Origin of the sequence: Flavobacterium sp. 20NA77.7, assembly GCF_031326205.1 — a bacterium.
GTDB classification, from domain to species: Bacteria; Bacteroidota; Bacteroidia; order Flavobacteriales; family Flavobacteriaceae; genus Flavobacterium; species Flavobacterium nakdongensis.
The window spans coordinates 424440-447042 of the sequence record NZ_CP133721.1; the positions used below are offsets into that span (position 1 = coordinate 424440).

Below are 22603 nucleotides of genomic sequence, written 5' to 3' on the forward strand. Positions count from 1 at the left end.
TAAAAAACGAAAATATGTTATACTACTTTTTTAAATATTTAGATAAAGCATTTGATTTTCCGGGCGCAGGAGTGTTTCAGTATATCACTTTTCGTTCAGGTTTGGCTATTATTTTATCTTTGTTGATTTCTACTATATACGGTAAAAAAATTATCAACTTTTTAAGAAAACAACAAGTTGGAGAAACAGTTCGTGAATTAGGATTAGAAGGACAAACTCAAAAGGCTGGCACACCAACAATGGGTGGAATTATTATTATTCTATCTACATTAATTCCTGTATTGCTTTTGGCAAAACTTGATAATATATACATCATATTATTGTTAATTACTACAGTTTGGATGGGCTTAATAGGCTTTTTAGACGACTATATTAAAGTTTTTAAAAAAGATAAAGAAGGACTAAAAGGTATCTTTAAAGTAATAGGTCAAGTTGGATTAGGCATCATTGTGGGAACGGTATTGTATTTTCATCCTGCTGTAACAATAAAAAAAGAGCTTTCTGTTGAAAAACAAGGTATACACAGCGTTATAAAAACAACTTCACCAGAAGTAAAGTCTACAGAAACTACCATTCCATTTTTAAAAGATAATACGTTTGATTATGCAGAAGTGCTTTCGTTTATGGGTGATGGATATGAAAATTATGCCTGGTTAATATTTATACCTCTAGTGATTTTTATCATCACAGCGGTTTCAAACGGTGCCAATTTAACAGATGGAATTGATGGCCTAGCAGCAGGAACATCAGCCATCTCTGTACTTGCATTAGGTATTTTCGCTTTTATTTCAGGAAATATTATTTTTTCAGAATACCTGAATATTATGTATATACCTAATTCAGGAGAAATGACCATTTATATTGCTGCTTTTGTAGGATCGTTGATTGGATTTTTATGGTACAATACCTATCCAGCAACAGTTTTTATGGGCGACACAGGGAGTTTAACTATAGGAGGAATCATAGCCGTTATTGCTATAGCAGTTAGAAAAGAATTAATGATTCCTGTTTTATGTGGTATTTTCTTGGCTGAAAATTTATCAGTTATGTTGCAGGTTAGTTATTTTAAATACACAAAGAAAAAATATGGTGAAGGGAAACGCATTTTTTTAATGTCGCCTTTACACCATCATTATCAAAAGAAAGGCTATCATGAAAGTAAAATTGTTACTAGATTTTGGATTGTTGCCATTTTATTAGCCATTTTTTCATTGGTATCCTTAAAACTAAGATAATATGAGATTAGTAGTTTTAGGTGGAGGCGAAAGCGGAGTGGGTACTGCCATATTAGGTAAGAAAAAAGGCTATGATGTTTTTGTGTCCGATTTTGGTAAAATAAAAGAAAATTATAGAGAAGTTCTTTCAAATAATGGAATTGCTTGGGAAGATGAAAAACATACTGAAGCATTAATTATGAATGCGGATGTGGTTATGAAAAGCCCTGGTATACCAGATAAAGCACCAATTGTAAAAAAATTAAAAGATGCTACAATTCCAGTAATTTCTGAAATTGAATTTGCAGCACCTTTTACAGAGGCTATAACTATTGGAATTACTGGTAGTAATGGAAAAACTACTACTACTTTGTTAACGTATCATTTGTTAAAACAAGCCAATTTAAACGTTGGACTGGCAGGTAATATTGGAAAAAGTTTTGCTTGGCAAGTAGCCGAAAACAAACACGATGTGTATGTGTTAGAATTAAGTAGTTTTCAATTAGATGGAATTTCAACATACAAACCACATATTGCTATAATTACAAATATTAGCCCAGATCATTTAGATCGATATAATTATGATTACAATTTGTACATCGATGCAAAATTTAGAATAACAATGAATCAAACAGCATCTGATTATTTAATTATTGATGCAGATGATGAGGCCATTTCAAATTGGCTTCAAAAACATACAATTAAGGCAACTACAATCCCTTTTTCATTAACTAAACAATTAGATTTTGGAGGAAGTGTAGATGCAAACAACATGAATATAAACCTAAACCAAGATATTTTTACTATGCCAATTCACCAACTTGCACTAGAAGGAAAACATAACGTAAAAAACGCTATGGCAGCAACAACAGTTGCACAATTAATGAAAATAAGAAAAGAAACAATCAGAGAAAGTTTGACGAACTTTCAAGGCGCTGAACATAGATTGGAAAAAGTTTTAAAAATTCAAAATGTACAATACATTAATGATTCAAAAGCTACTAACGTAAATGCCACTTTTTTTGCATTGGACAGCATGACAACACCTACTGTTTGGATTGTAGGCGGTGTCGATAAAGGAAATGATTATGATGAGTTAATGCCGTTAGTGAGAGAAAAAGTGCGTGGTATTATCTGCTTAGGAGTAGATAACAAAAAATTAGTAGAAAAATTTGAAAATGTCGTAGAAGTTTTAGTTGAAACTACTTCCATGAACGAAGCAGTCAAAATAGCAAACAAAATAGCAGAAAAGGGAGATACCGTTTTATTGTCGCCTGCTTGTGCAAGTTTTGACTTGTTTGAAAATTATGAAGATAGAGGGCGTCAATTTAAGCAAGCTGTTCAAAATTTATAAGTAAAGAAATGGAAAAGTTTAAATTTCTTAGAGGAGATAAAACCATATGGGCTATGATTGCCTTGTTGGCTATTGCTTCTTTTTTGCCTGTGTATAGTGCCAGTACAAATTTGGTGTATACAGTTAGTGAAGGAAAAGCATCTACTTTAGGATTTTTAGTCAAACATTTGGCACATATTTCCATTGGATTATTAATAGTATTTATTGCACACAAATTTCATTATGAAAGGTATAAAAAGTTTTCTTTATTAGGAATGCCTTTGGTAATACTTTTGTTGGCTTATACCCTTTCGCAAGGAAAAGTAATAGGTGGTGCCAATGCAAGTAGATGGATAGAAATTCCGTTTATAGGTTTTTCATTTCAAACGTCAACATTTGCCTCTACTATTTTAATGGTATATGTGGCTAGAACGTTAGCAAAAATGCATAATACATCTTATACATTTCAAGAATCGTTGTTAAAATTATGGTTCCCAGTTGGAGCGGTATTAATTTTCATTTTACCATCAAATTTTTCCACAGCAGCATTAATTTTTGTTATGGTCTGTATGTTGGTTTATGTAGGCCAATATCCTTTAAAGTATTTAGGTTATATTTTTGGTTTAGCGCTAATAGGTATTTCTTTGTTTGTTTTGTTGTATATGGCTTTTCCAACAAATAAATATTTTAGTAGGGTTTCAACGTGGAAAGCACGTGTAGAACGATTTTCTACCGATAAACCTGATGAAGATGATTACCAAATTGAAAAAGCTAAAATAGCCATTGCATCTGGTAAAATTCAAGGCCTAGGTCCAGGAAAAAGTGTGCAAAAGAATTTTTTACCACAATCGTCTTCCGATTTTATTTTTGCAATTATCGTTGAAGAATATGGAATGATAGGAGGGTATGCTTTAGTATTCATATATATGATTTTATTTTTCAGATTTTTAGTCAGGTCAAATAAAGCGCCAACACTATTTGGAAAATTATTGATAGTAGGACTTGGTTTTCCTATCATATTTCAGGCATTTATTAATATGGGTGTAGCAGTAGAATTATTACCCGTTACCGGACAACCTTTACCCTTAATAAGTAGTGGAGGTACATCCATTTGGATGACTTGTTTGTCTTTGGGTATTATTTTAAGTGTTACTAAAAAAGAAGATGAAATAGCCGCTGATTTATTAGAAGAAAAACAAAGAGAAGAAGCCCTTCAGCGTCTTGTTGAAAGAGAAGTAACAATAATGAATGAAGAGGGAGTAGATGTAAACCAGCAAAAAATGGAGGAAATGAAATACTCAATTAGAGAAGAATTAAGTAAAGATGAAGGAGATAGTTTGTATAACGGACAAAATCCTATGAACAGCGTAAAAAATAAAGAATAAATGAAACAACCAAAATTCATAATTAGCGGAGGCGGCACTGGAGGACATATTTATCCTGCAGTTGCTATTGCCAACGAATTAAAAGCACGTTTTCCAGAAGCGCAATTCCTTTTTGTGGGTGCGCAAGATAAAATGGAAATGCAAAAAGTGCCTCAAGCAGGTTATGAAATTAAAGGATTGTGGATAGCAGGTTTGCAACGAAAAGTAACGTTTCAAAACATGTTATTTCCTGTAAAATTAGTTTCAAGTTTAGTAAAATCATTTTTTATTTTAAAACAATTCAAACCTGATGTTGTTATAGGTACAGGCGGTTTTGCAAGTGGAGCGGTTTTAAAAGTAGCTTCTGTGTTAGGGATTCCAACGGTTATTCAAGAGCAGAATTCATACCCGGGAATTACAAATAAATTACTAGCTAAAAAAGCCAATGCTATTTGTGTAGCGTATGAAAATTTGGAACGATTTTTTCCAAAAGAAAAACTTATACTAACAGGCAATCCAGTGCGACAAGATTTATTAGTTCAAGCTAGCAAGAGTGAAGCGAATACCTATTTTAAGTTCGATGAATCTAAAAAAACAGTATTGGTTTTAGGCGGAAGTTTAGGCGCAAGAAGAATCAATCAATTAATTGAAAAAGAATTAGATTTTTTAGTAGCACAAAATTGTCAAATCATCTGGCAATGCGGTAAATTGTATTTAAATGATTATTCAAAATACAACGATAATAAAAATGTTCAAGTGGTAGCTTTTATTGATAGAATGGATTTAGTGTATGCGGCAGCAGATATCATTATTTCGCGTTCTGGTGCTTCATCGGTTTCGGAATTATGTATTGTGGGTAAGCCTACGATTTTTATTCCATCGCCCAATGTGGCAGAAGATCATCAAACGAAAAATGCCAAAGCACTTGCAGATAAAAAAGGAGCAATCCTACTAAAAGAAAACGAATTGAATGAAAAATTTGAAACAACATTTTCAGATATAATTTCAAATGAAAATTTGCAAATAGAATTAAGTCAAAACATAAAAAATTTAGCGAAACCAAACGCAACAAAAGATATTGTTGAAGAAATTATCAAGCTAATCAACTAAACAAATTAACAGTTAAACAATTTAACTAGAAATGAACCTAAACCAAATACATAACGTCTATTTTATCGGTATCGGAGGCATCGGTATGAGTGCTTTGGCTCGTTATTTTCAATATATCGGAAAAAATGTAGCGGGTTATGATAAAACCGAAACGCAATTAACAGACGAGTTGCAAGCATTGGGTTTAGCCATTCATTTTGAAGATAATATTAATTTAATTCCAAAAGATTTTTACTGTGAAAATACCTTGGTAGTGGTAACGCCTGCTGTTCCTGTTTCTCATTCAGAGTGGAATTATTTTGTAGAACGAGAATATACCATTAAAAAACGCGCCGAAGTATTAGGATTAATTACCAAAGACACTTATTGTTTTGCGGTAGCGGGCACACACGGAAAAACAACAACATCAAGTATTTTAGGACATGTTTTGTATGAAAGTGGAGTAGATGTTACTGCTTTTTTAGGCGGAATTGTTGAAAATTATAATTCTAACTTAATTGGCTCGGGAAAAACGGTTACCGTTGTTGAGGCAGATGAGTTTGACCGTTCATTTTTGCATTTACATCCAAATGTTTCTTGTATAACCTCTATGGATGCAGATCATTTAGATATTTATGGCGATGCAGCACATATTGAAGAATCTTTTAGGGAATTTGCAGCCAAAACTTCAAAAGAAAATTTATACATCATAAAAGGATTACCTCTTGAAGGAATAACAATAGGAGTATCAAACGATGCTGATTTTTCGGCACATAATATTCGTATCGAGAATGGCTTTTATGTGTTTGATGTTAAAACTCCAACGGAATTAGTGCAAAATGTAAAATTTGGTTTACCTGGGCATCACAATTTAACAAATGCATTATTGGCTTTCGCAATGGCAAAATCCTATGGAGTTTCAAATGATAAAATCTGCGCTGCTTTAGCTAGTTTTAAAGGTGTTAGACGTCGTTTTTCATTTCAAATACGAGAAGAAAACAGAGTGTATATTGATGATTATGCACACCATCCTACTGAGATAAATGCCGTTCATCAGGCAGTTCGTGAATTGTATCCCGGAAAGAAAATTATAGCTGCTTTTCAGCCGCATTTGTTTAGTCGAACCAAAGATTTTGCTGATGGTTTTGCCGAAAGCCTAGCAAAATTTGATGAGATAGTATTACTTGAAATTTATCCAGCAAGAGAATTGCCAATTGAAGGAATAAATTCAACTTGGTTGTTAAATAAAATTAATAATCCAAATAAAAAATTAGTAGATAAAAAAGAATTGATACAAGTTTTTAAACATTCAAATGCAACTGTTTTTGTAACCATTGGAGCAGGTGATATTGGTGAAATGGTTAAAGATATTAAGAAAGAATTGATGTAATAAATTTGTTGATAAGTAGCGCTAAATTGGCTATTTTTCAGTTAAATAAAAAGATAAAAAAACAAGCAAATGAAAAGGTTAAATTGGCAAAATATTCGTTTAGTTTTACTCCTACTTTTGGTAGTGTTTTTATATTCTTTTGCTTTGCAGAGAAATCAACAACGAAAAATCGACAACATTAGAATTGATTTTCAAGGGGATAGTAAAATGTTTTTAACACATCAAATGGTTAATAACTTGTTAATACAAAATTTAAAACAGGCTTCTACATATAAAAAAGAACAATTAGATTTGAAGTATCTAGAAAGTGTGTTGCAAAAGCATCCATTTATCGAAAAAGCAGAGGTTTTTACTTCTGAAGACGGAATGTTAATAACTAAAATAAAACAAAGATCCCCAATCGCAAGAGTTATTAACGATAACCGAAATTTTTATGTTGATAAAAACGGTAGCGTTTTTGAAATGTCTGATGTTTATTCGGCAAGAGTGCCTCTTGTTAAAGGAAATGTAAGCGGTCATTTTAAAAAGGGTTTTGCGAAAACATTTAAGGCAATTAATGAAGATGATTTTTTGAAGAAAAATATAATTGCTGTCGAAATTTTTGATAATGGAAGTATGAAAATGTTCACAAGAGAACATAATTATGAAATTGTTTTTGGAAGGCCAATTTTAATTGATAAAAAATTTAGAAATTATAAAGCATTTTATCAATACGCACAAAAAGACACACTGTTAGATAAATATAAATCAATAAATTTAATGTTCACACAACAAGTTGTGTGTTCAAAATAAAAGAATAGCATTATGAGTAAAGAAAGTATTGCAGTAGGATTAGACATAGGTACAACAAAAATTGTAGCTATGATTGGCAAGAAAAATGAGTATGGTAAATTAGAAATTCTTGGGGTAGGTAAATCGAAAAGTTTGGGTGTACACCGAGGAGTTGTTAATAATATTACTCAGACTATTCAATCTATTCAACAAGCGGTTGCTGAAGCAGAAAATAATTCAGGTTACAAAATTAATGATGTAGTGGTGGGTATCGCTGGTCAACATATACGCAGTATTCAACACAGCGATTATATTAGTAGAAAAAATCCAGATGAAGTGATTGGTGAGTATGACATTGATTTGTTAACGAGTCAAGTGCAAAATTTAGCCATGCTTCCTGGAGAAGAAATTATACATGCTTTACCTCAAGAATTTAAAATTGATGGTCAGGCAGAAATAAAAGAACCTGTGGGGATGTATGGAGGCAGAGTAGAATCTAGCTTTCATATCGTAGTAGGGCAAGCGGCTTCTATTCGAAATTTAGGTAGATGCGTTAAGAGTGCAGGATTAGAATTAACAGGTTTAACTCTAGAGCCATTGGCTTCGGCGGATGCTGTTTTGAGTCAGGAAGAAAAAGAAGCTGGTGTAGCATTGATTGATATAGGTGGTGGAACAACAGATTTAGCTATTTTTAAAGACGGTATTATCAGACATACAGCAGTGATTCCTTTTGGTGGAAATGTAATAACTGATGATATTAAAGAAGGTTGTTCAATTATCGAAAAACAAGCGGAGTTATTAAAAACCCGTTTTGGTTCGGCTTGGCCAGGAGAAAATAAAGACAACGAAATTGTTTCAATACCAGGTCTTAGAGGAAGAGAACCAAAAGAAATTTCATTAAAAAACTTGTCAAAAATTATTCATGCAAGAGTAGTAGAAATTATTGAACAAGTATATGCCGAAATAAAGCAATATGGACACGAAGAGCCAAAGAAAAAATTAATTGCAGGAATTGTTTTAACAGGAGGTGGTTCGCAGTTAAACCATATAAAGCAGTTAGTAGAATATATTACAGGAATGGATACAAGAATAGGGTATCCAAATGAGCATTTAGCAGGAAATTCTGATGACGAACTTTCTAGCCCCTTATATGCTACCTCAGTGGGTTTGGTTATGGAAAGTTTGAGAAATAATTTGCATAGTGCTACTCCATTTGTGGAAATGAAAAAAGAAGAGCCTGTAGTGGTTCAAAAACCTACAGAGCAACCTATTCAGAATGAAACGGCTTTAGAAGAGGAAGTGCAAACGGCACCTCAACAAGAAGAGCCACAAAAAAGAAGATATGATTTTAATAATCTTCTTGGAAAAATTAAAGAGTTTTTAGACAACGCAGAATAAAAATAGTTACAGAATAAAAAGCCAAATATATGGAGAGCAACAACGAATTTGGAAACATTACTTTTGATTTACCTAAAAATCAGTCAAACGTAATTAAAGTTATCGGAGTAGGTGGCGGCGGAAGCAACGCTATCAACCACATGTTTAAACAAGGTATCATAGGTGTTGACTTTGTAGTTTGTAATACAGACTCACAAGCCTTACAAAGCAGTCCAGTGCCAAATAAAATTCAGTTAGGGGTTAACTTAACAGAAGGATTAGGCGCAGGTGCAAAACCAGAAGTAGGCCATCAGGCAGCCCTTGAAAGCATTGAAGAAATTGAAAAAATGCTAGACGCTAATACTAAGATGGTATTTATTACCGCTGGTATGGGCGGCGGAACAGGTACAGGTGCAGCTCCGGTAATTGCTCAATTGGCTAAAGAAAGAGGCATTCTAACTGTAGGTATCGTAACTATTCCATTCCAGTTTGAAGGTAAGTCTAGATCAGAACAAGCGTTAGCAGGAGTTGAAAGATTAAGAAAACAAGTAGATTCTTTAATTGTTATTAATAATAATAAATTAAGAGAAGTTTATGGCAACTTAGGTTTCAAGGCAGGGTTCTCCAAAGCTGATGAAGTATTAGCTACGGCTTCTAAAGGTATCGCAGAAGTGATTACAAATCACTTAACAATGAATATTGACTTAAAAGATGCTAAAACAGTTTTAAGCGATAGTGGTACTGCTATTATGGGATCTTCTGTTGCTGAAGGACCTGAAAGAGCTAAAAGCGCTATTGTTGAAGCGTTAGACTCACCCTTATTAAATGATAATAAAATTGCTGGTGCCAAAAATGTATTGTTGCTTATCACGTTTGGTTCTAACGAAATTACTATCGATGAAATTAGTGAAATCAATGAATATATTCAATCTGAAGCAGGTCACAACGCAAACATCATTATGGGTGTGGGTGAAGATGAAAAACTAGGCGAAGCTATTTCTGTAACAGTAATTGCAACGGGGTTTAACATTGACCAACAAATCGAAATTGTAAATGCTGAACCAAAAAAAATTATACACACACTAGAAGGTGAACAAAAGGCAGTTCATAATTTAACACCGCAAGCAGTGCTTTCTGCAACGCCTGTTAATGAACCTATTGTAGAAGAGCAAATCGCACCTGTAGCAAAGGAAGTACTTCCAGAAACGGAATCTAGAATTGTGTTTGATTTAAATGAATTTGAAGTAGAAACACCTCAATTCGTTCAAGAGTCAGTTTCTGAGTTAGTACCAACAACAGATTATTTAAGAAGTATTGATGTAACTTTTGAACTAGTAGCTCCACAAATTCAAATAGAAACACCAGTTGCACAAACACTTCAACCAATCGCACAAGAATTTGAAATTATTAGTTCTCAAGTAAGAGAAATTGAAGTAGTTGCACCTGAATTTGTTAAAGGAAAAGAAGAAGAAATTTCATTTTCATTAGATTTATTCGATACAAAATCTGTGGAAATGCCTGTAGAAAATACAGTCGTTTTTGATTTTTCAAATGAAGTAAACCAAATGAGTGTTACAGAGCCAGTTCAAGTATTGCCTGTTACTGAAATGAATGAAAACGGCATTATTCGTTATTCTCTAGAAGAAGAAATTGAAATGGTTGCCGAACCCGTAGCTGAAGTAAATAAAGTGGTAGAGCCTATTGAAGCAGAATTAAACTTTACAGTAAAACAAACAGAAGTGGCTTTTGATGCTCCTCATGCATTAGATAATTCTCCCTTAGAAATGTCTATTGAAGAAACACTAAAAGCAAGAGCAGAGGAACGAAAAAGAAAATTAAAAGACTTTAATTATAAGTTTAATAATCCTGGACGTATAGATGAGTTAGAAAAAGAACCTGCTTTTAAACGATTAGGAATAGATGTAACAAGCATGCCAAATCAAAACCAACAATCGAGAATGTCATTAGGACTTGATAGTAATGACGATGTGCAGTTGCGTTCAAATAATTCATTTTTACACGATAATGTAGATTAATCATTGTAAATTATATAATGAACTAGAAAACCTGAAAATAATCTTTCAGGTTTTTTTATTACTTTTGCCTTTTAAGGACCTTATTCCAGCTATTCACTATATTCCCAATAAATTGGGAGATGTCGCTACTATCTGGGGTAGAATTAACTAACATATAAATCTAAAAATATGAGCTTAGAATCAAAAATAATGGAGCACATGAAAGAAGCTATGAAAGCAAAAAACACAGTTGCTTTGGAAGCTTTAAGAGCTATAAAATCAGCTATTATATTAGCTAAAACAGAATCGGGAGCTACTGATACTTTATCGGAAGAAGATGAAGTAAAAATACTCCAACGATTAGTAAAACAAAGAAAAGATAGCGCTACTATATTCACAGAACAAGGTAGAACTGACTTGGCCGAACCAGAATTGGCTCAAATTGCTGTCATTGAACAGTTTTTACCCGCTCAGTTATCAGAGGTAGAAGTAGAAGCGGTAGTTTCTAAAATTATTTCAGATGGTGGCTTTTCAGGTATGGCAGCAATGGGACAAGTTATGGGACAAGCGTCAAAAGTTTTAGCAGGTCAAACCGACGGAAAAACTATTTCCACTATTGTTAAAAAACTTTTAGGATAAATTAATCTAAGTTTTAAGGCCTCGTAGCTCAATTGGATAGAGCACTGGATTTCGGCTCCAGCGGTTGGGGGTTCGACTCCCTTCGAGGTCACAAGTTTTCTTGTTTTGCTGTCATCTCATAAAAAAACCACTCTCTTAATGGAGTGGTTTTTTTATTATATCTTACCTATATTAATTACTTAGTAATCGCTTTTAAATCAGCGATAGTGGCAATAGAATCTTTAGCACTAAAAACATAGCTACCAGCCACTAAAATATCTGCGCCCGCTTCGGCCAATTGTTTGGCATTTTTATTTGTTACACCACCATCAATCTCAATAAGCGTATTTGCTTTATTTCTGCGAATCATTTCTTTTAATTGTGCTACTTTATCATAGGTGTGTTCTATAAAAGATTGCCCACCAAAACCAGGATTAACACTCATAATACATACCAAGTCAATATCTTTAATAATATCTTCTAATAGTGCCACAGGTGTATGTGGGTTCAGTGCAACTCCAGCTTTCATTCCTTCGGCTTTTATAGCTTGTATAGTACGATGCAAATGTGTACATGCTTCATAATGAACAGTTAAAACGTCAGCACCTAGTTTTTTAAAACTACTAATGTAGCGATCAGGATCAACAATCATTAAATGAACGTCTAAGCTTTTTTTTGCATGTTTTTTTATGGCTTCTAAAACAGGCATTCCAAAAGAAATGTTAGGCACAAAAACACCATCCATAATGTCAATATGAAACAAATCTGCTTCGCTTTTATTAACCATGTTGATCTCTTTTTGGAGATTTGCAAAATCTGCTGCTAAAATAGAGGGCGCTATTAAGGTGTTTTTCATGGGTTTGTTGTTAATTTAATTTTTCAGGTTATTAGTTAGGCTAAAGTGCAAATATAAATAAAGTTGTTTGTAGGAAAAATTATTTTAGTGTTAAAAAAAATCCCGACAAATGCCGGGATAAATTCTTTGGATTTTATTAACCCAAGTATGTTTTCAAGATTTTACTTCTCGAAGTATGTTTTAATCTTCGGATTGCTTTTTCTTTAATTTGACGAACACGTTCGCGAGTTAGGTCAAAAGTTTCACCAATTTCTTCTAACGTCATCGGATGTTGATCACCTAAACCAAAGTACAAACGAACGACATCTGCTTCTCTTGGCGTTAAGGTTTCTAACGCACGTTCTATTTCTGTTTGTAAGGATTCGTGGATTAACTCTCTATCTGGATTTGGAGATTCTCCCGAACGCAATACGTCATATAGGTTAGAATCTTCTCCTTCAACTAATGGTGCATCCATGGATAAATGACGACCAGAATTTTTCATTGATTCTTTTACATCATTTACGGTCATGTCTAATTCCTTGGCAATTTCTTCTGCAGAAGGCGGACGCTCATTAGATTGTTCTAATAAAGCATACATTTTGTTGATTTTATTGATAGAACCAATTTTGTTTAAAGGCAAACGAACAATACGAGATTGTTCTGCTAAAGCTTGCAAAATAGATTGACGAATCCACCAAACGGCATACGAAATAAATTTGAAACCACGTGTTTCATCAAAACGTTGAGCTGCTTTTATTAAGCCTAAGTTTCCTTCGTTAATTAAATCAGGAAGGGTTAATCCTTGATTTTGATATTGTTTTGCTACAGATACGACGAAGCGTAAATTAGCTTTGGTTAATTTCTCTAAAGCACGTTGGTCACCAGCTTTGATACGTTGTGCTAAATCAACTTCTTCATCGGCAGTAATTAAATCTACTTTGCCTATTTCTTGTAAGTATTTGTCTAGTGATGCAGTTTCACGATTGGTAACCTGCTTAGTAATTTTAAGCTGTCTCATTATGTGGGTCTCCTTACTTTTTGTTATTTCTTAATTGTTATACGTATGAAGTTATAAAAAAGTTACAGTAGAATGAAAAAAAATAAAAAATCCCGATAACTTTAACACTATCGGGATTTAAACTATTTAAAAAAATAAGATTATGCTTTTGGAGCGTCATCTTTTTTATCTTCTCTTGGTGGGCGAGGTAATAATTGTTTACGAGACACTTTCTCTTTGCGCGTTTTAGAGTCGATACCTAAGTATTTTACCATAAATACGTCTCCCATATTTACTACATCCGTAACGTTTTCTGTACGTTCCCATGCTAATTCAGATACGTGTAATAACACTTCGTTTCCAGGCGCTGCAGTATATTCTACAACCGCACCAAAATCAAGCATTTTGATTACTTTTACCTCATAAGATTCTCCTATCGTTGGTTTAAAGATAATTGAATCAATTTTAGCCAATACTGCTGCAATTCCGTCTGGATCTGTTCCTAAGATTTCTACAACGCCTTGTTCGTCAACTTCATTGATAACAATAGTTGTACCAGTAGCTTTTTGTAATTCTTGAATTACTTTTCCACCAGGACCAATTAAAGCGCCAATGAATGCACCAGGTATAGTTCTGGTGATAATTTTTGGTGCGTGTTTTTTAACATCTTCTCTTGGAGTAGCAATAGTTTCAGTAAGTTTACCTAAAATATGTAAACGTCCGTCACGAGCTTGACCTAAGGCTTGTTCCATAATGTCATAACGCAATCCTTCGATTTTGATATCCATTTGACAAGCTGTTATACCGTCAGCCGTTCCCGTTACTTTAAAATCCATGTCTCCTAAATGATCTTCATCACCTAAAATATCAGATAGTACAGCAAATTTCTCGCCGTCAGTGATCAATCCCATAGCAATACCAGAAACTGGTTTTACCATTTGTACACCCGCATCCATTAAGGCCATCGTTCCAGCACATACGGTTGCCATAGAAGAAGAACCGTTAGATTCTAAAACTTCAGAAACGATACGAATAGTGTAAGGACAATCTGCAGGTACCATATTTTTTAACGCACGTTGTGCTAAGTTTCCATGACCTACTTCTCTTCTTGAAGTTCCTCTTAAAGGTTTTGCTTCACCTGTAGAAAAAGGAGGGAAGTTGTAGTGTAAATAGAATTTTTCTTCACCTTGTTCAGATGGAGAATCAATTTGATTTGCTTCTCTAGATGTTCCTAAAGTTACGGTTGCTAAAGCTTGCGTTTCTCCACGTGTAAATATAGACGAACCGTGTACAGATGGTAAATAATCTGTTTCACACCAAATAGGTCTGATTTCAGTTGTTTTTCTACCGTCAAGACGAAGTCCTTTTTCAAGGATTACGTTACGAACGGCTTCTTTATTTGTTTTGTAGAAGTATTTAGAAACTAAATCTCCATTTTCTGCTAATTCTTCTTCTGTAAATAATGCTTTTACCTCTTCTTTTACCGCAGCAAATTTTTCAGTTCTTTCGCTTTTTCCTGAAGCTTCTTGTGCAATAGCATAGCATTTATCGTATGCTGCAGCTTTTACTTTTTTATAATACGCTTCATCTTCTTTTTCACCTTCATATGTTCTATAAGCTGGCGAACCTACAGCAGTTCGTAAGCGTTCTTGTGCTTCAATTTGAACTTTGATAGCTTCGTGGGCAAATTTAATTGCTTCCACCATTTCGTGTTCTGAAATTTCTTTCATTTCACCTTCTACCATACAAACAGAATCTTTAGAAGCACCAATCATCATATCGATGTCAGATAATGCTAATTCTTCTCTGCTTGGGTTGATTACAAATTTTCCATCAATACGCGCTACACGTACTTCAGAAATTAGGTTGTAAAACGGAATGTCAGAAACAGCTAAGGCAGCTGATGCAGCTAATCCCGCTAAGGCATCTGGCATTACATTTTCGTCATGAGACATTAACTGAATCATAACTTGAGTTTCTGCGTGGTAATCGTCTGGGAAAAGTGGACGCAATACACGGTCTACTAAACGCATAGTCAATACTTCGCTGTCACTTGGACGTGCTTCTCTTTTGAAAAAACCACCTGGAAAACGCCCAGCAGCGGCAAATTTTTCACGGTAATCTACCGTAAGTGGTAAAAAGTCTACGCCTGGGTTAGAAGTTCTTGCTGAAACGGCTGTTGCTAATAGCATACAGTCTCCTAAGCGAACAACTACCGAACCATCGGCTTGTTTGGCTAATTTTCCTGTTTCGATTGAGATGGTTCTTCCATCGCCTAAATCGATAATTTCTTGGGTTGCTTTAGGAATCATAAATTAAATTCTTAATTAAACAAAGGGTTTAGTTGTGTTGTTGTTGTGTTGTTGTAGTTGTAAGTAACCCAATGAAAAACCAAACTTTGTCTGTCTTTTTTTGTAAACAAAAAGGGGCACAAAGCCCCCTAAATTTATTTTCTGATGTTTAACGTTTTCAGAATCTCACGATATTTGTTGATGTCTTTTTTCTTTAAGTAGTCTAAATGACTTCTTCTTTTACCTACCAACTTTACTAACGAACGCTCCGTATTATAATCATGACGATTCTTTTTTAAGTGCTCTGTTAAGTGATTGATTCTGAAAGTAAACAATGCAATTTGTCCTTCTGTTGAACCTGTGTTTGTTGCAGCACCTCCGTGCGTTACAAAAATTTCTTCTTTTTTCTCTTTAGTTAAATACATGCTAATATTTTTTTAAATAATTATTATGTAGATTGAGTTGTCCTCAATACGGGTGCAAATTTACAATTAATTTTAAAAAATACAAGTGAATAAAGATTTTATTTTAACCATAGGTTTCGGTATTCCATTTTTTTGTCATACTCGTTTGCTTGTTTTTCGATATTAAAAAAACGATGACCTCTAGGATCATTGCCTACGCCAGCAATGTAAGCCCAGTTTCCCCAATTGCTTGAAACATCATAGTCAATTAGTTGTTGTTCAAAATAGGCAGTACCTATTCTCCAGTCTAAATTAAGTTCATTACAAAAATAACTTGCTACATTTTGACGCCCTCTATTACTCATAAATCCTGTTAATTTGAGTTCTATCATGTTAGCATTGATAAAATCGGATGAGGTATTTCCATTTATCCAATCTGCAATAAGTGTAGCATTTGTATTGGTATTCATTTTTTTATTTTCTTTAATTCCTGATGAAATAAAAAATTTGGTTTGGTGTTTTTTAAACATAAATCTAAAATAATCACGCCACATCAATTCAAAAATAAGCCAATAGGTTGAAGAATTACTTCCAAAAAGTGTTTCATATTTTTTTACTTCAAAGTATATCGTTCTTGCCGAAATGCAACCTAAAGCCAACCAAGGTGAAAATTTTGATGAATAATCTGCACCCACCAATCCGTTTCGGGTTTCTTTGTAGGTTCCCAACGCTTTTGTTTCATAGAAGAAATGATTAAGTCTATTCAAGGCTTCTTTTTCGCCTCCTTTAAATTGTAATACACTTCTTGAATCTAGTGGTGTCAATTCTAAACCAAGTTCAGTTATTGTTGGAATTTTTGTTTGAGGAAGTACTGGACTCTTAATTTGAGTTGGTTGTGCTATACAAGGTCTTATTTTTGATTCTTTTTCTGTTTTTTTTCTAAAGTCTGTAAAAACATCTGGAATCGTTTTTATTGAAAAAGGCAAATCTTCCGCATGATATAATGTACTGGTACTTATAGCTTCAAATTCACATTTTAATTTAAATAGTTCTTCTTGTACTTTTTGTTCTGTTTTTTTCTCTTCAAATGCAATTTCTTTCTTTGCATATACTTTTTGTACTTTAAATTCTTTTACAATTTTAGGGATTTCTGTTTCTGGTTTTCCTTTTAAAATGACTAAAGTACTTCCAAGTTTTTCTAGGCTGTTTTTTAAATCTTCTAGTGCTTCGAGTAAGAATTGTGCCCTAAAGCTACCTGTTTTTTTAAAACCATATTTAGTTTCTTTGAAATGTGATTCATCAACACAGTATATAGGAATAATACATTCACTTTTTTCTAAAGCTTTAACAAGTGTTTCATTATCTGTAATTCTCAAGTCGGTTTTAAACCATACAATTGCTGTTTTAATCATAGTTCATTTACTTTTTTTAAATAATAAGCTGCTTGACTGAGTAGTGCTGTTTTTTCTTCAGATTTCATTTTGTCCCACACTTTATACATCATTGCAATTCTTGGATTAGTTCTAAGTAAATTTTCATTTCGATTGTAAAAGTTCCAATATAAACTATTAAAAGGGCATGCTTTTTCACCTGTTTTCACTTCTTTTTTGTAAAAACAAGTTGAGCAATAACTACTCATTTTATGTATATATGAAGACGAACTTACATAAGGTTTTGTTCCTACAATACCACCATCTGCAAATTGGCTCATTCCTCTTGTGTTTGTTAGTTCAACCCATTCAAATGCATCTATATATATACCTAAATACCATTGATCAACTTCATCAGGATCTGTTTCTGCTAAGAGTAAAAAATTTCCAGTAATCATTAAGCGCTGAATATGATGTGCATAGGCATAATGAAGGGATTGTTCTATCGCATCTCGAACACAATTCATTTTTGTTTTTCCTGTCCAAAACCAATGGGGTAATTTATTTGAGTATTTAAAATAATTAAGATGAGCAAATTCAGGCATTTTTGCCCAGTAAACACCTCTCATAAATTCTCTCCATCCTAGAATTTGTCTCACAAACCCTTCAAGTTGGTTGTAGCTAATTTTTTCTGGATTAGCGTTCCAAGCTTCAACAGCCGCAGTAATAACTTCTAATGGGGAAATTAATTTGACATTCAAAGCAAAAGAAAGCCTAGAATGATACATAGACCATAAATTAGGTACCATGGCATCTTGATAATCTCCAAAATAGCCTAAACATTCTGAAATAAAAAAATGGAGTAATTGTAAAGCCTGGTCGCGGTTTATTGGCCATAATAGTTTTTTTTCATCAATTTCTCCAATAAATGTAATACCTGCTTTTTTGATTTCTGTTACAATTTCAGAAACATCGTTGTTAAAAATATACGGTTGAACAGGCACATGATTTTTAGGTAATTTTTTTCTATTATCCTGATCATAATTCCATTTTCCTGTCAAAGGTTTGTCGCCTTCCATCAAAACATGGTGTTTTTTACGCATCATTCGATAAAAGTTCTCCATGATATAGGTTTTTTTGCCATTAAAAAATGTGGCTAACTCGTTTCTTTCGCTAAAAAAATGCTCTGTATCGCATGCTTTTGAAGGAATTGAGATTGTTTTACAAAGTTCTTGTACGTGTTGGTCTACTCTATATTCATCGGGGAGTTGATATTCAAAATATGAAAATTGGTAAAGTTCAATTAGTTGTTTGATGTTTTTTTCAAAAGAATGTAGATTGTTTTCATCATTTATTTTGATGTATAGTACGTGATGATTTTTAGCGGTTAGTTCAGAAGCAAAATTTCGCATGGCGGCAAATATTCCTGCAATTTTTTGAATGTGATGCTGTACATAGTCTGTTTCACTTCTTACTTCCATTAACACATACGTAGTTGCATCGTTTTTTTCTTGAAACCATGAATGATTGCTATTTAACTGGTCGCCCAAAACAAGACGTAAAATTTTATGCATTTTAGAGGTGCTATTTTTTATATTACTATTTAATTTGGATTTGAAACATGCTTTTGTAAAACTTTCTGAGCCTCATATTTTACATCACTTTTCTTCTTAAAATTCCAAATGATATCACTTGCATATTTTCTTGTTTTTTCTATATCTACAATAGGCTCAGGATAATCTTTGCCTATGATACAATTGTAAAATTGTTGTTCAATTAGGTTCATCTCCCATGGTTTGTGTATGAGATGAGGAGGAATGTCTTTTAGTTCAGGAACCCATTTTTTAATAAATATACCTTCGGGATCATGTTCCTCAGAATTTTTGGTTGGATTATAAATTCGAATTGTATTGATGCCCGTAACTCCAGCTTGCATATGTATTTGAGGGTAGTGGATGCCAGGTTCATAATCTAAAAATTGTCTGGCTAAAAAATGTAATTCTCTCCAATCTTGCCAAAGGTTAAAAACAAAAAACGAAACAACTAAAGCGCGCATTCTAAAATTAATATATCCAGTTGTAGTCACGCATCTCATGCAGGCATCCACTATAGGTACACCTGTTTTTCCCTCTTGCCACGCTTGTATGAATAGGTCGTTTTTAGGTTTATTTAATTGGTCATACGCTTTATTTATGTGTTCAAATTCCATTGTACATTCATCTTCAAACTTTTGAATAAAATGACAGTGCCAATGCAACCTTGATATAAAATTTTTAAGCGCTCTTTTATTTTCCGAATTTTCGTAGTGTTGTAGTGTATATTGATATACCATTCTCATACTAATGTTGCCATACGTAAGATATGGGGAAATTCTACTACATCCAGTTCGACTTAATTCTGGTTTTGATATGTGTTTGCTATAATTGACATGTCTATTTGTAATGAAATCTGTGAGATAGCGCCAAGCCCAATATTCTCCACCTTGTTGAAAATTTTTATTTCTTTGTGTAATAGATTTTGGTAAGGGAAGGCCTTTATTTAGTTCGTAAAAATCAACGTCAAGTAAGAACGTTTTTAATTCATTTTCACCAATTATTTTTGGTATAGATGTCATTGTTTTTTCCCATCGTTCAGTCCAATTTTGTCTAGATTTTAATTTTCTGATGATTCCATTGGTTTGAAATTCCCTCCATTTAATATTGTTTTCAGAAAAAAAGGCACTCATATTTAAGTCTCTGTCATAGCTTAATTTATTGCCAATTTCTTGATGGGAGAAAACAGTGTCAATTTCAAATATAGAAGATAAATCAGCAAAAACATTTATAGCTTCGCGATGAAAAATATAAATTTTTGAATTAGAATTTTTAAATTGATGTTGTAAATCTTGTAGCGATTCATAGATAAAGCGCCAATGTCTTTCATCTGAATCGTCATATTGCATCAAAGAGGGTTCAAAAACATATAGGCATAGTAAAGGCAATTCACTTTTCATTCCCTGAAATAGTGCCTCATTATCTACTATACGTAGGTCTCTTTTAAACCAGAGTATATTGATTTTTGTTTGACGCAATTGTTTAATGTATTTAAAAAATAATTAAACAAAATTACATAAAAAAGTAGAGTTGTTTTAAAAAAAATTTGTTAAAAGTACTTGTTTTTAAAAAAGTGTAGCGACTTGCGCAGTAATAAATTCTAAAAATCGTTCATCTTCTACTGTAAATGGGTTTAGAACATGGCTGTCAATATCGATTTGACCTATATTTATTCCGTTTGCAAATATTGGTACTACAATTTCAGATTTTACAGTAAAACTACAAGCAATATAATTATCTTGAGCTGAGACATCAGGGACTACAAAATTTGTATTAGATTCAGCTACTTGGCCACAAATCCCTTTACCAAAAGGAATCACAGTATGATCAGTAGGTGCGCCTACATAAGGCCCTAGGTGTAAGGTCTTCGTGTCATGGTTAGCAAAATAAAACCCTACCCAGTCATAGTATTCGATAGATGTAGATAGTAAGTGACATATTTGTTGAAGTTTTTCGTTTCTTTCAATAGGGCTTGTTACAATAGAAATTACTTTTGGTTTTAATGCTTCGAATACCATAATTAAATTTTTATTGCAAAATTATGTGTTTATTCGTCTCGAAAAATTATATTTTTGTTAAAAATTAACGCTTTGAAACAATTAGTAAATGAACACCGTTCCTTTTTGCTCTTTTTAGTAAAATTTTTAGTATTTTATTTAAGCATGACAGGGGTATATAGTTTTTTTTTAGGACAATATAACACTCAGACTAATGAAGTAGATGCTATTACAACTGATGTGGCAAAACGTACATATGATTTGTTAGTGTTTTTTAATCAAGAAGCTGTAATTCAAAAGCATCCTAGTCAACCTGCTTACAAAGTCTTATTTCATCAAAATTATGTGGCACGAATAGTAGAGGGATGCAATGCTTTCAGTGTAATAATTTTATTTACATCTTTTATTGTTGCTTTTTCATCTACTTGGAAAAAAACAATAGCATTCATTTTTGTAGGGGTATTGCTCATTTATGGATTAAATATTTTTAGAATAGTTTTATTAACACTAGGGTTGTTTTATTATCCTAAATCAAAAGAACTTTTACATGACGTCGTTTTCCCATTAGTTATCTATGGTGTTGTTTTTGTTTTATGGATTTTTTGGGTATTTAAGTTCTACAATGCAAAAACTAAAGTGAATGAAACAGAATAGAACTAATTCAATCCGAAGACTTGTTCAATTAATTTTTGCTTTACTAGTACTAATTTGTATTAGAATATTTCAAAATGAACTATTTTATGATCCATTTATTTCTTTTTTTAAAGCTAATTTTCACAATCAAAGAATTCCTGATTATGATACTTTTAAACTTATAATGAGTTTATTGTTAAGGTACGCATTAAATAGTTTTTTTACTATTTGGATTTTACATCTTCTTTTTAAATCAGCCTCCATTATAAAATTTACTTCTTTACTATTAGGGGTATTTTTTATAGTATTTACGTCTCTTTTTTTTCTTATGTTGCACAATGATTCTAATCCAAATTATTTGCTTTTATTTTATACTAGGAGATTTTTAATTCAGCCTTTGTTTTTGTTTTTGTTTGTACCTGCATTTTATTATCAAAAAATATTGAAATAAATGTTGTAACTTTATAGAAATGTTTTGGCTATGAGAGTTACAAAATTTTCTGGAGAGTTAGTAGATTATGAACAAGATAAGTTAATTAGTTCATTGAAAAAATCAGGTGCTACGGTTGAAATGATTTCAGAAATACTAAATAAAATCGAGCCACAATTATATGATGGTATTCCGTCTAAAAAAATTTATAAATTAGCCTTTCAGAGTTTAAAAAATTTTTCAAATGTACACGCAGCTCGTTATAATTTAAGAACAGGCTTATTAGCGTTAGGACCTGCTGGGTTTTATTTTGAAAAGTATATTGCAAAGGTTTTTCAGATGTTGGGTTACCAAACGGAGATTAATATAATTCTTCACGGAAAATGTGTTTCACATGAAATAGATGTGCTACTCCTTAAAAATCAAAAAGTAACAATGATAGAGTGTAAGTTTCATTCAAGTAATGATGCAAAATCAGATGTCAAAATTCCCATGTACATTTTGTCTCGTTTTAATGATTTAAAAGATAAAAAGTTTCAATTATTCAAATCTTCACGAGCTATTGATGCATGTTTAATTGTTACAAATAATAAATTTACTGAAGATGCTTTACAGTTTGGAAAATGTTCAGGAATAGAAATGCTCAGTTGGGATTATCCTTTAAAAGATGCATTACGGGATATTATTGATCGATTAAAAGTTTACCCAATAACTTGTTTAACAACATTAACACAAGTAGAAAAAGATAAATTACTAGCAGTAAATATTATTACAATTCAAGATTTAATCGATGATAGTAGTTGGTTAGAAAAATTGGAATTAAGTAAAAATAGAATAAGAAGAATATTAGCAGAGGCAAATCAACTTTAAAGAAAAGATA

The 22603-nt window shown here is 32.7% G+C and carries 20 protein-coding genes and 1 tRNA gene; 13 read left to right on the plus strand and 8 right to left on the minus strand.

The genetic code is table 11. From position 1 onward, the window contains the following. The first annotated feature begins 14 nt into the window (after window positions 1–14). From mraY to RF683_RS01955, 10 genes are all read left to right on the plus strand, one after another. Window positions 15–1235 (plus strand): phospho-N-acetylmuramoyl-pentapeptide-transferase, encoded by a 1221-nt coding sequence (gene mraY, locus RF683_RS01910; RefSeq protein WP_309532539.1) that lies wholly within the window; start codon window positions 15–17, stop codon window positions 1233–1235. A 1-nt stretch (window position 1236) separates the two neighbouring features. After that, complete coding sequence (gene murD / locus RF683_RS01915; RefSeq protein ID WP_309532540.1) at window positions 1237–2568, plus strand: UDP-N-acetylmuramoyl-L-alanine--D-glutamate ligase; 1332 nt, start codon at window positions 1237–1239, stop codon at window positions 2566–2568. A gap of 8 nt (window positions 2569–2576) precedes the next feature. Next, entirely contained in the window at window positions 2577–3932 is a 1356-nt protein-coding gene (locus RF683_RS01920; protein WP_309532541.1) for an FtsW/RodA/SpoVE family cell cycle protein, read from the plus strand. Continuing rightward, entirely contained in the window at window positions 3933–5021 is a 1089-nt protein-coding gene (gene murG, locus RF683_RS01925; protein ID WP_309532542.1) for an undecaprenyldiphospho-muramoylpentapeptide beta-N-acetylglucosaminyltransferase, read from the plus strand. It begins immediately after the preceding gene. A gap of 31 nt (window positions 5022–5052) precedes the next feature. Then, window positions 5053–6390, plus strand: coding sequence for a UDP-N-acetylmuramate--L-alanine ligase (gene murC / locus RF683_RS01930; RefSeq protein WP_309532543.1), 1338 nt, complete (start codon window positions 5053–5055; stop codon window positions 6388–6390). A 69-nt stretch (window positions 6391–6459) separates the two neighbouring features. Continuing rightward, window positions 6460–7182, plus strand: coding sequence for a cell division protein FtsQ/DivIB (locus RF683_RS01935; RefSeq protein WP_309532544.1), 723 nt, complete (start codon window positions 6460–6462; stop codon window positions 7180–7182). 12 nt (window positions 7183–7194) lie between these two features. After that, entirely contained in the window at window positions 7195–8559 is a 1365-nt protein-coding gene (gene ftsA, locus RF683_RS01940; protein WP_309532545.1) for a cell division protein FtsA, read from the plus strand. 29 nt (window positions 8560–8588) lie between these two features. After that, window positions 8589–10574, plus strand: coding sequence for a cell division protein FtsZ (gene ftsZ, locus RF683_RS01945; RefSeq protein ID WP_309532546.1), 1986 nt, complete (start codon window positions 8589–8591; stop codon window positions 10572–10574). Between the two features lie 168 nt (window positions 10575–10742). Next, on the plus strand, window positions 10743–11192 hold the full coding sequence (locus RF683_RS01950) for a GatB/YqeY domain-containing protein (RefSeq protein WP_309532547.1): 450 nt from the start codon (window positions 10743–10745) through the stop codon (window positions 11190–11192). Window positions 11193–11209: 17 nt separating this feature from the next. Beyond that, a tRNA-Arg gene (locus RF683_RS01955) sits at window positions 11210–11283 on the plus strand. 84 nt (window positions 11284–11367) lie between these two features. On the opposite strand, the gene rpe is transcribed toward RF683_RS01955, so the two are convergent. The 8 genes from rpe to RF683_RS01995 form a co-directional block, all read right to left on the minus strand. Then, window positions 11368–12027, minus strand: coding sequence for a ribulose-phosphate 3-epimerase (gene rpe, locus RF683_RS01960; protein ID WP_309532548.1), 660 nt, complete (start codon window positions 12025–12027; stop codon window positions 11368–11370). Window positions 12028–12163: 136 nt separating this feature from the next. Further along, the gene (locus tag RF683_RS01965) at window positions 12164–13027 is read right to left on the minus strand and encodes a sigma-70 family RNA polymerase sigma factor (protein WP_091466213.1); all 864 of its coding nucleotides are present in this window, start codon (window positions 13025–13027) and stop codon (window positions 12164–12166) included. 140 nt (window positions 13028–13167) lie between these two features. Further along, the gene (locus tag RF683_RS01970; RefSeq protein ID WP_309532549.1) at window positions 13168–15318 is read right to left on the minus strand and encodes a polyribonucleotide nucleotidyltransferase; all 2151 of its coding nucleotides are present in this window, start codon (window positions 15316–15318) and stop codon (window positions 13168–13170) included. A 134-nt stretch (window positions 15319–15452) separates the two neighbouring features. After that, a complete protein-coding gene (gene rpsO / locus RF683_RS01975) occupies window positions 15453–15722 on the minus strand; it encodes a 30S ribosomal protein S15 (RefSeq protein ID WP_309532550.1) in 270 nt (89 codons plus the stop codon). 98 nt (window positions 15723–15820) lie between these two features. After that, complete coding sequence (locus RF683_RS01980; RefSeq protein ID WP_309532551.1) at window positions 15821–17113, minus strand: DASH family cryptochrome; 1293 nt, start codon at window positions 17111–17113, stop codon at window positions 15821–15823. Beyond that, complete coding sequence (locus tag RF683_RS01985) at window positions 17110–18645, minus strand: cryptochrome/photolyase family protein (protein WP_309532552.1); 1536 nt, start codon at window positions 18643–18645, stop codon at window positions 17110–17112. The genes RF683_RS01980 and RF683_RS01985 overlap by 4 nt, the downstream gene beginning before the upstream one ends. Before the next feature lie 29 nt (window positions 18646–18674). Continuing rightward, complete coding sequence (locus RF683_RS01990; RefSeq protein WP_309532553.1) at window positions 18675–20063, minus strand: cryptochrome/deoxyribodipyrimidine photo-lyase family protein; 1389 nt, start codon at window positions 20061–20063, stop codon at window positions 18675–18677. Window positions 20064–20228: 165 nt separating this feature from the next. Then, on the minus strand, window positions 20229–20681 hold the full coding sequence (locus RF683_RS01995) for a GAF domain-containing protein (protein WP_309532554.1): 453 nt from the start codon (window positions 20679–20681) through the stop codon (window positions 20229–20231). Window positions 20682–20753: 72 nt separating this feature from the next. Between RF683_RS01995 and xrtF the strand changes: the two genes are divergently transcribed. From xrtF to RF683_RS02005, 3 genes are read left to right on the plus strand one after another with little or no spacing between them, the layout of a single operon-like run. Continuing rightward, window positions 20754–21314, plus strand: coding sequence for an exosortase family protein XrtF (gene xrtF / locus RF683_RS02000; protein WP_309532555.1), 561 nt, complete (start codon window positions 20754–20756; stop codon window positions 21312–21314). Then, window positions 21301–21744: an exosortase F system-associated membrane protein gene (locus RF683_RS10265; protein WP_408733688.1), complete on the plus strand. Its 444-nt coding sequence runs from the start codon at window positions 21301–21303 to the stop codon at window positions 21742–21744. The genes xrtF and RF683_RS10265 overlap by 14 nt, the downstream gene beginning before the upstream one ends. Before the next feature lie 30 nt (window positions 21745–21774). Continuing rightward, complete coding sequence (locus RF683_RS02005) at window positions 21775–22593, plus strand: restriction endonuclease (protein WP_309532556.1); 819 nt, start codon at window positions 21775–21777, stop codon at window positions 22591–22593. Window positions 22594–22603: the final 10 nt, after the last annotated feature.

What these genes read in the sequence shown, in the direction of transcription:
- mraY (WP_309532539.1), top strand. Translation starts at nt 15, where the DNA reads ATGTTATACTACTTTTTTAAATATTTAGATAAAGCATTTGATTTTCCG.
- murD (WP_309532540.1), top strand. Translation starts at nt 1,237, where the DNA reads ATGAGATTAGTAGTTTTAGGTGGAGGCGAAAGCGGAGTGGGTACTGCC.
- RF683_RS01920 (WP_309532541.1), top strand. Translation starts at nt 2,577, where the DNA reads ATGGAAAAGTTTAAATTTCTTAGAGGAGATAAAACCATATGGGCTATG.
- murG (WP_309532542.1), top strand. Translation starts at nt 3,933, where the DNA reads ATGAAACAACCAAAATTCATAATTAGCGGAGGCGGCACTGGAGGACAT.
- murC (WP_309532543.1), top strand. Translation starts at nt 5,053, where the DNA reads ATGAACCTAAACCAAATACATAACGTCTATTTTATCGGTATCGGAGGC.
- RF683_RS01935 (WP_309532544.1), top strand. Translation starts at nt 6,460, where the DNA reads ATGAAAAGGTTAAATTGGCAAAATATTCGTTTAGTTTTACTCCTACTT.
- ftsA (WP_309532545.1), top strand. Translation starts at nt 7,195, where the DNA reads ATGAGTAAAGAAAGTATTGCAGTAGGATTAGACATAGGTACAACAAAA.
- ftsZ (WP_309532546.1), top strand. Translation starts at nt 8,589, where the DNA reads ATGGAGAGCAACAACGAATTTGGAAACATTACTTTTGATTTACCTAAA.
- RF683_RS01950 (WP_309532547.1), top strand. Translation starts at nt 10,743, where the DNA reads ATGAGCTTAGAATCAAAAATAATGGAGCACATGAAAGAAGCTATGAAA.
- rpe (WP_309532548.1), bottom strand. Translation starts at nt 12,027, where the DNA reads ATGAAAAACACCTTAATAGCGCCCTCTATTTTAGCAGCAGATTTTGCA.
- RF683_RS01965 (WP_091466213.1), bottom strand. Translation starts at nt 13,027, where the DNA reads ATGAGACAGCTTAAAATTACTAAGCAGGTTACCAATCGTGAAACTGCA.
- RF683_RS01970 (WP_309532549.1), bottom strand. Translation starts at nt 15,318, where the DNA reads ATGATTCCTAAAGCAACCCAAGAAATTATCGATTTAGGCGATGGAAGA.
- rpsO (WP_309532550.1), bottom strand. Translation starts at nt 15,722, where the DNA reads ATGTATTTAACTAAAGAGAAAAAAGAAGAAATTTTTGTAACGCACGGA.
- RF683_RS01980 (WP_309532551.1), bottom strand. Translation starts at nt 17,113, where the DNA reads ATGATTAAAACAGCAATTGTATGGTTTAAAACCGACTTGAGAATTACA.
- RF683_RS01985 (WP_309532552.1), bottom strand. Translation starts at nt 18,645, where the DNA reads ATGCATAAAATTTTACGTCTTGTTTTGGGCGACCAGTTAAATAGCAAT.
- RF683_RS01990 (WP_309532553.1), bottom strand. Translation starts at nt 20,063, where the DNA reads ATGAAAAGTGAATTGCCTTTACTATGCCTATATGTTTTTGAACCCTCT.
- RF683_RS01995 (WP_309532554.1), bottom strand. Translation starts at nt 20,681, where the DNA reads ATGGTATTCGAAGCATTAAAACCAAAAGTAATTTCTATTGTAACAAGC.
- RF683_RS10265 (WP_408733688.1), top strand. Translation starts at nt 21,301, where the DNA reads ATGAAACAGAATAGAACTAATTCAATCCGAAGACTTGTTCAATTAATT.
- RF683_RS02005 (WP_309532556.1), top strand. Translation starts at nt 21,775, where the DNA reads ATGAGAGTTACAAAATTTTCTGGAGAGTTAGTAGATTATGAACAAGAT.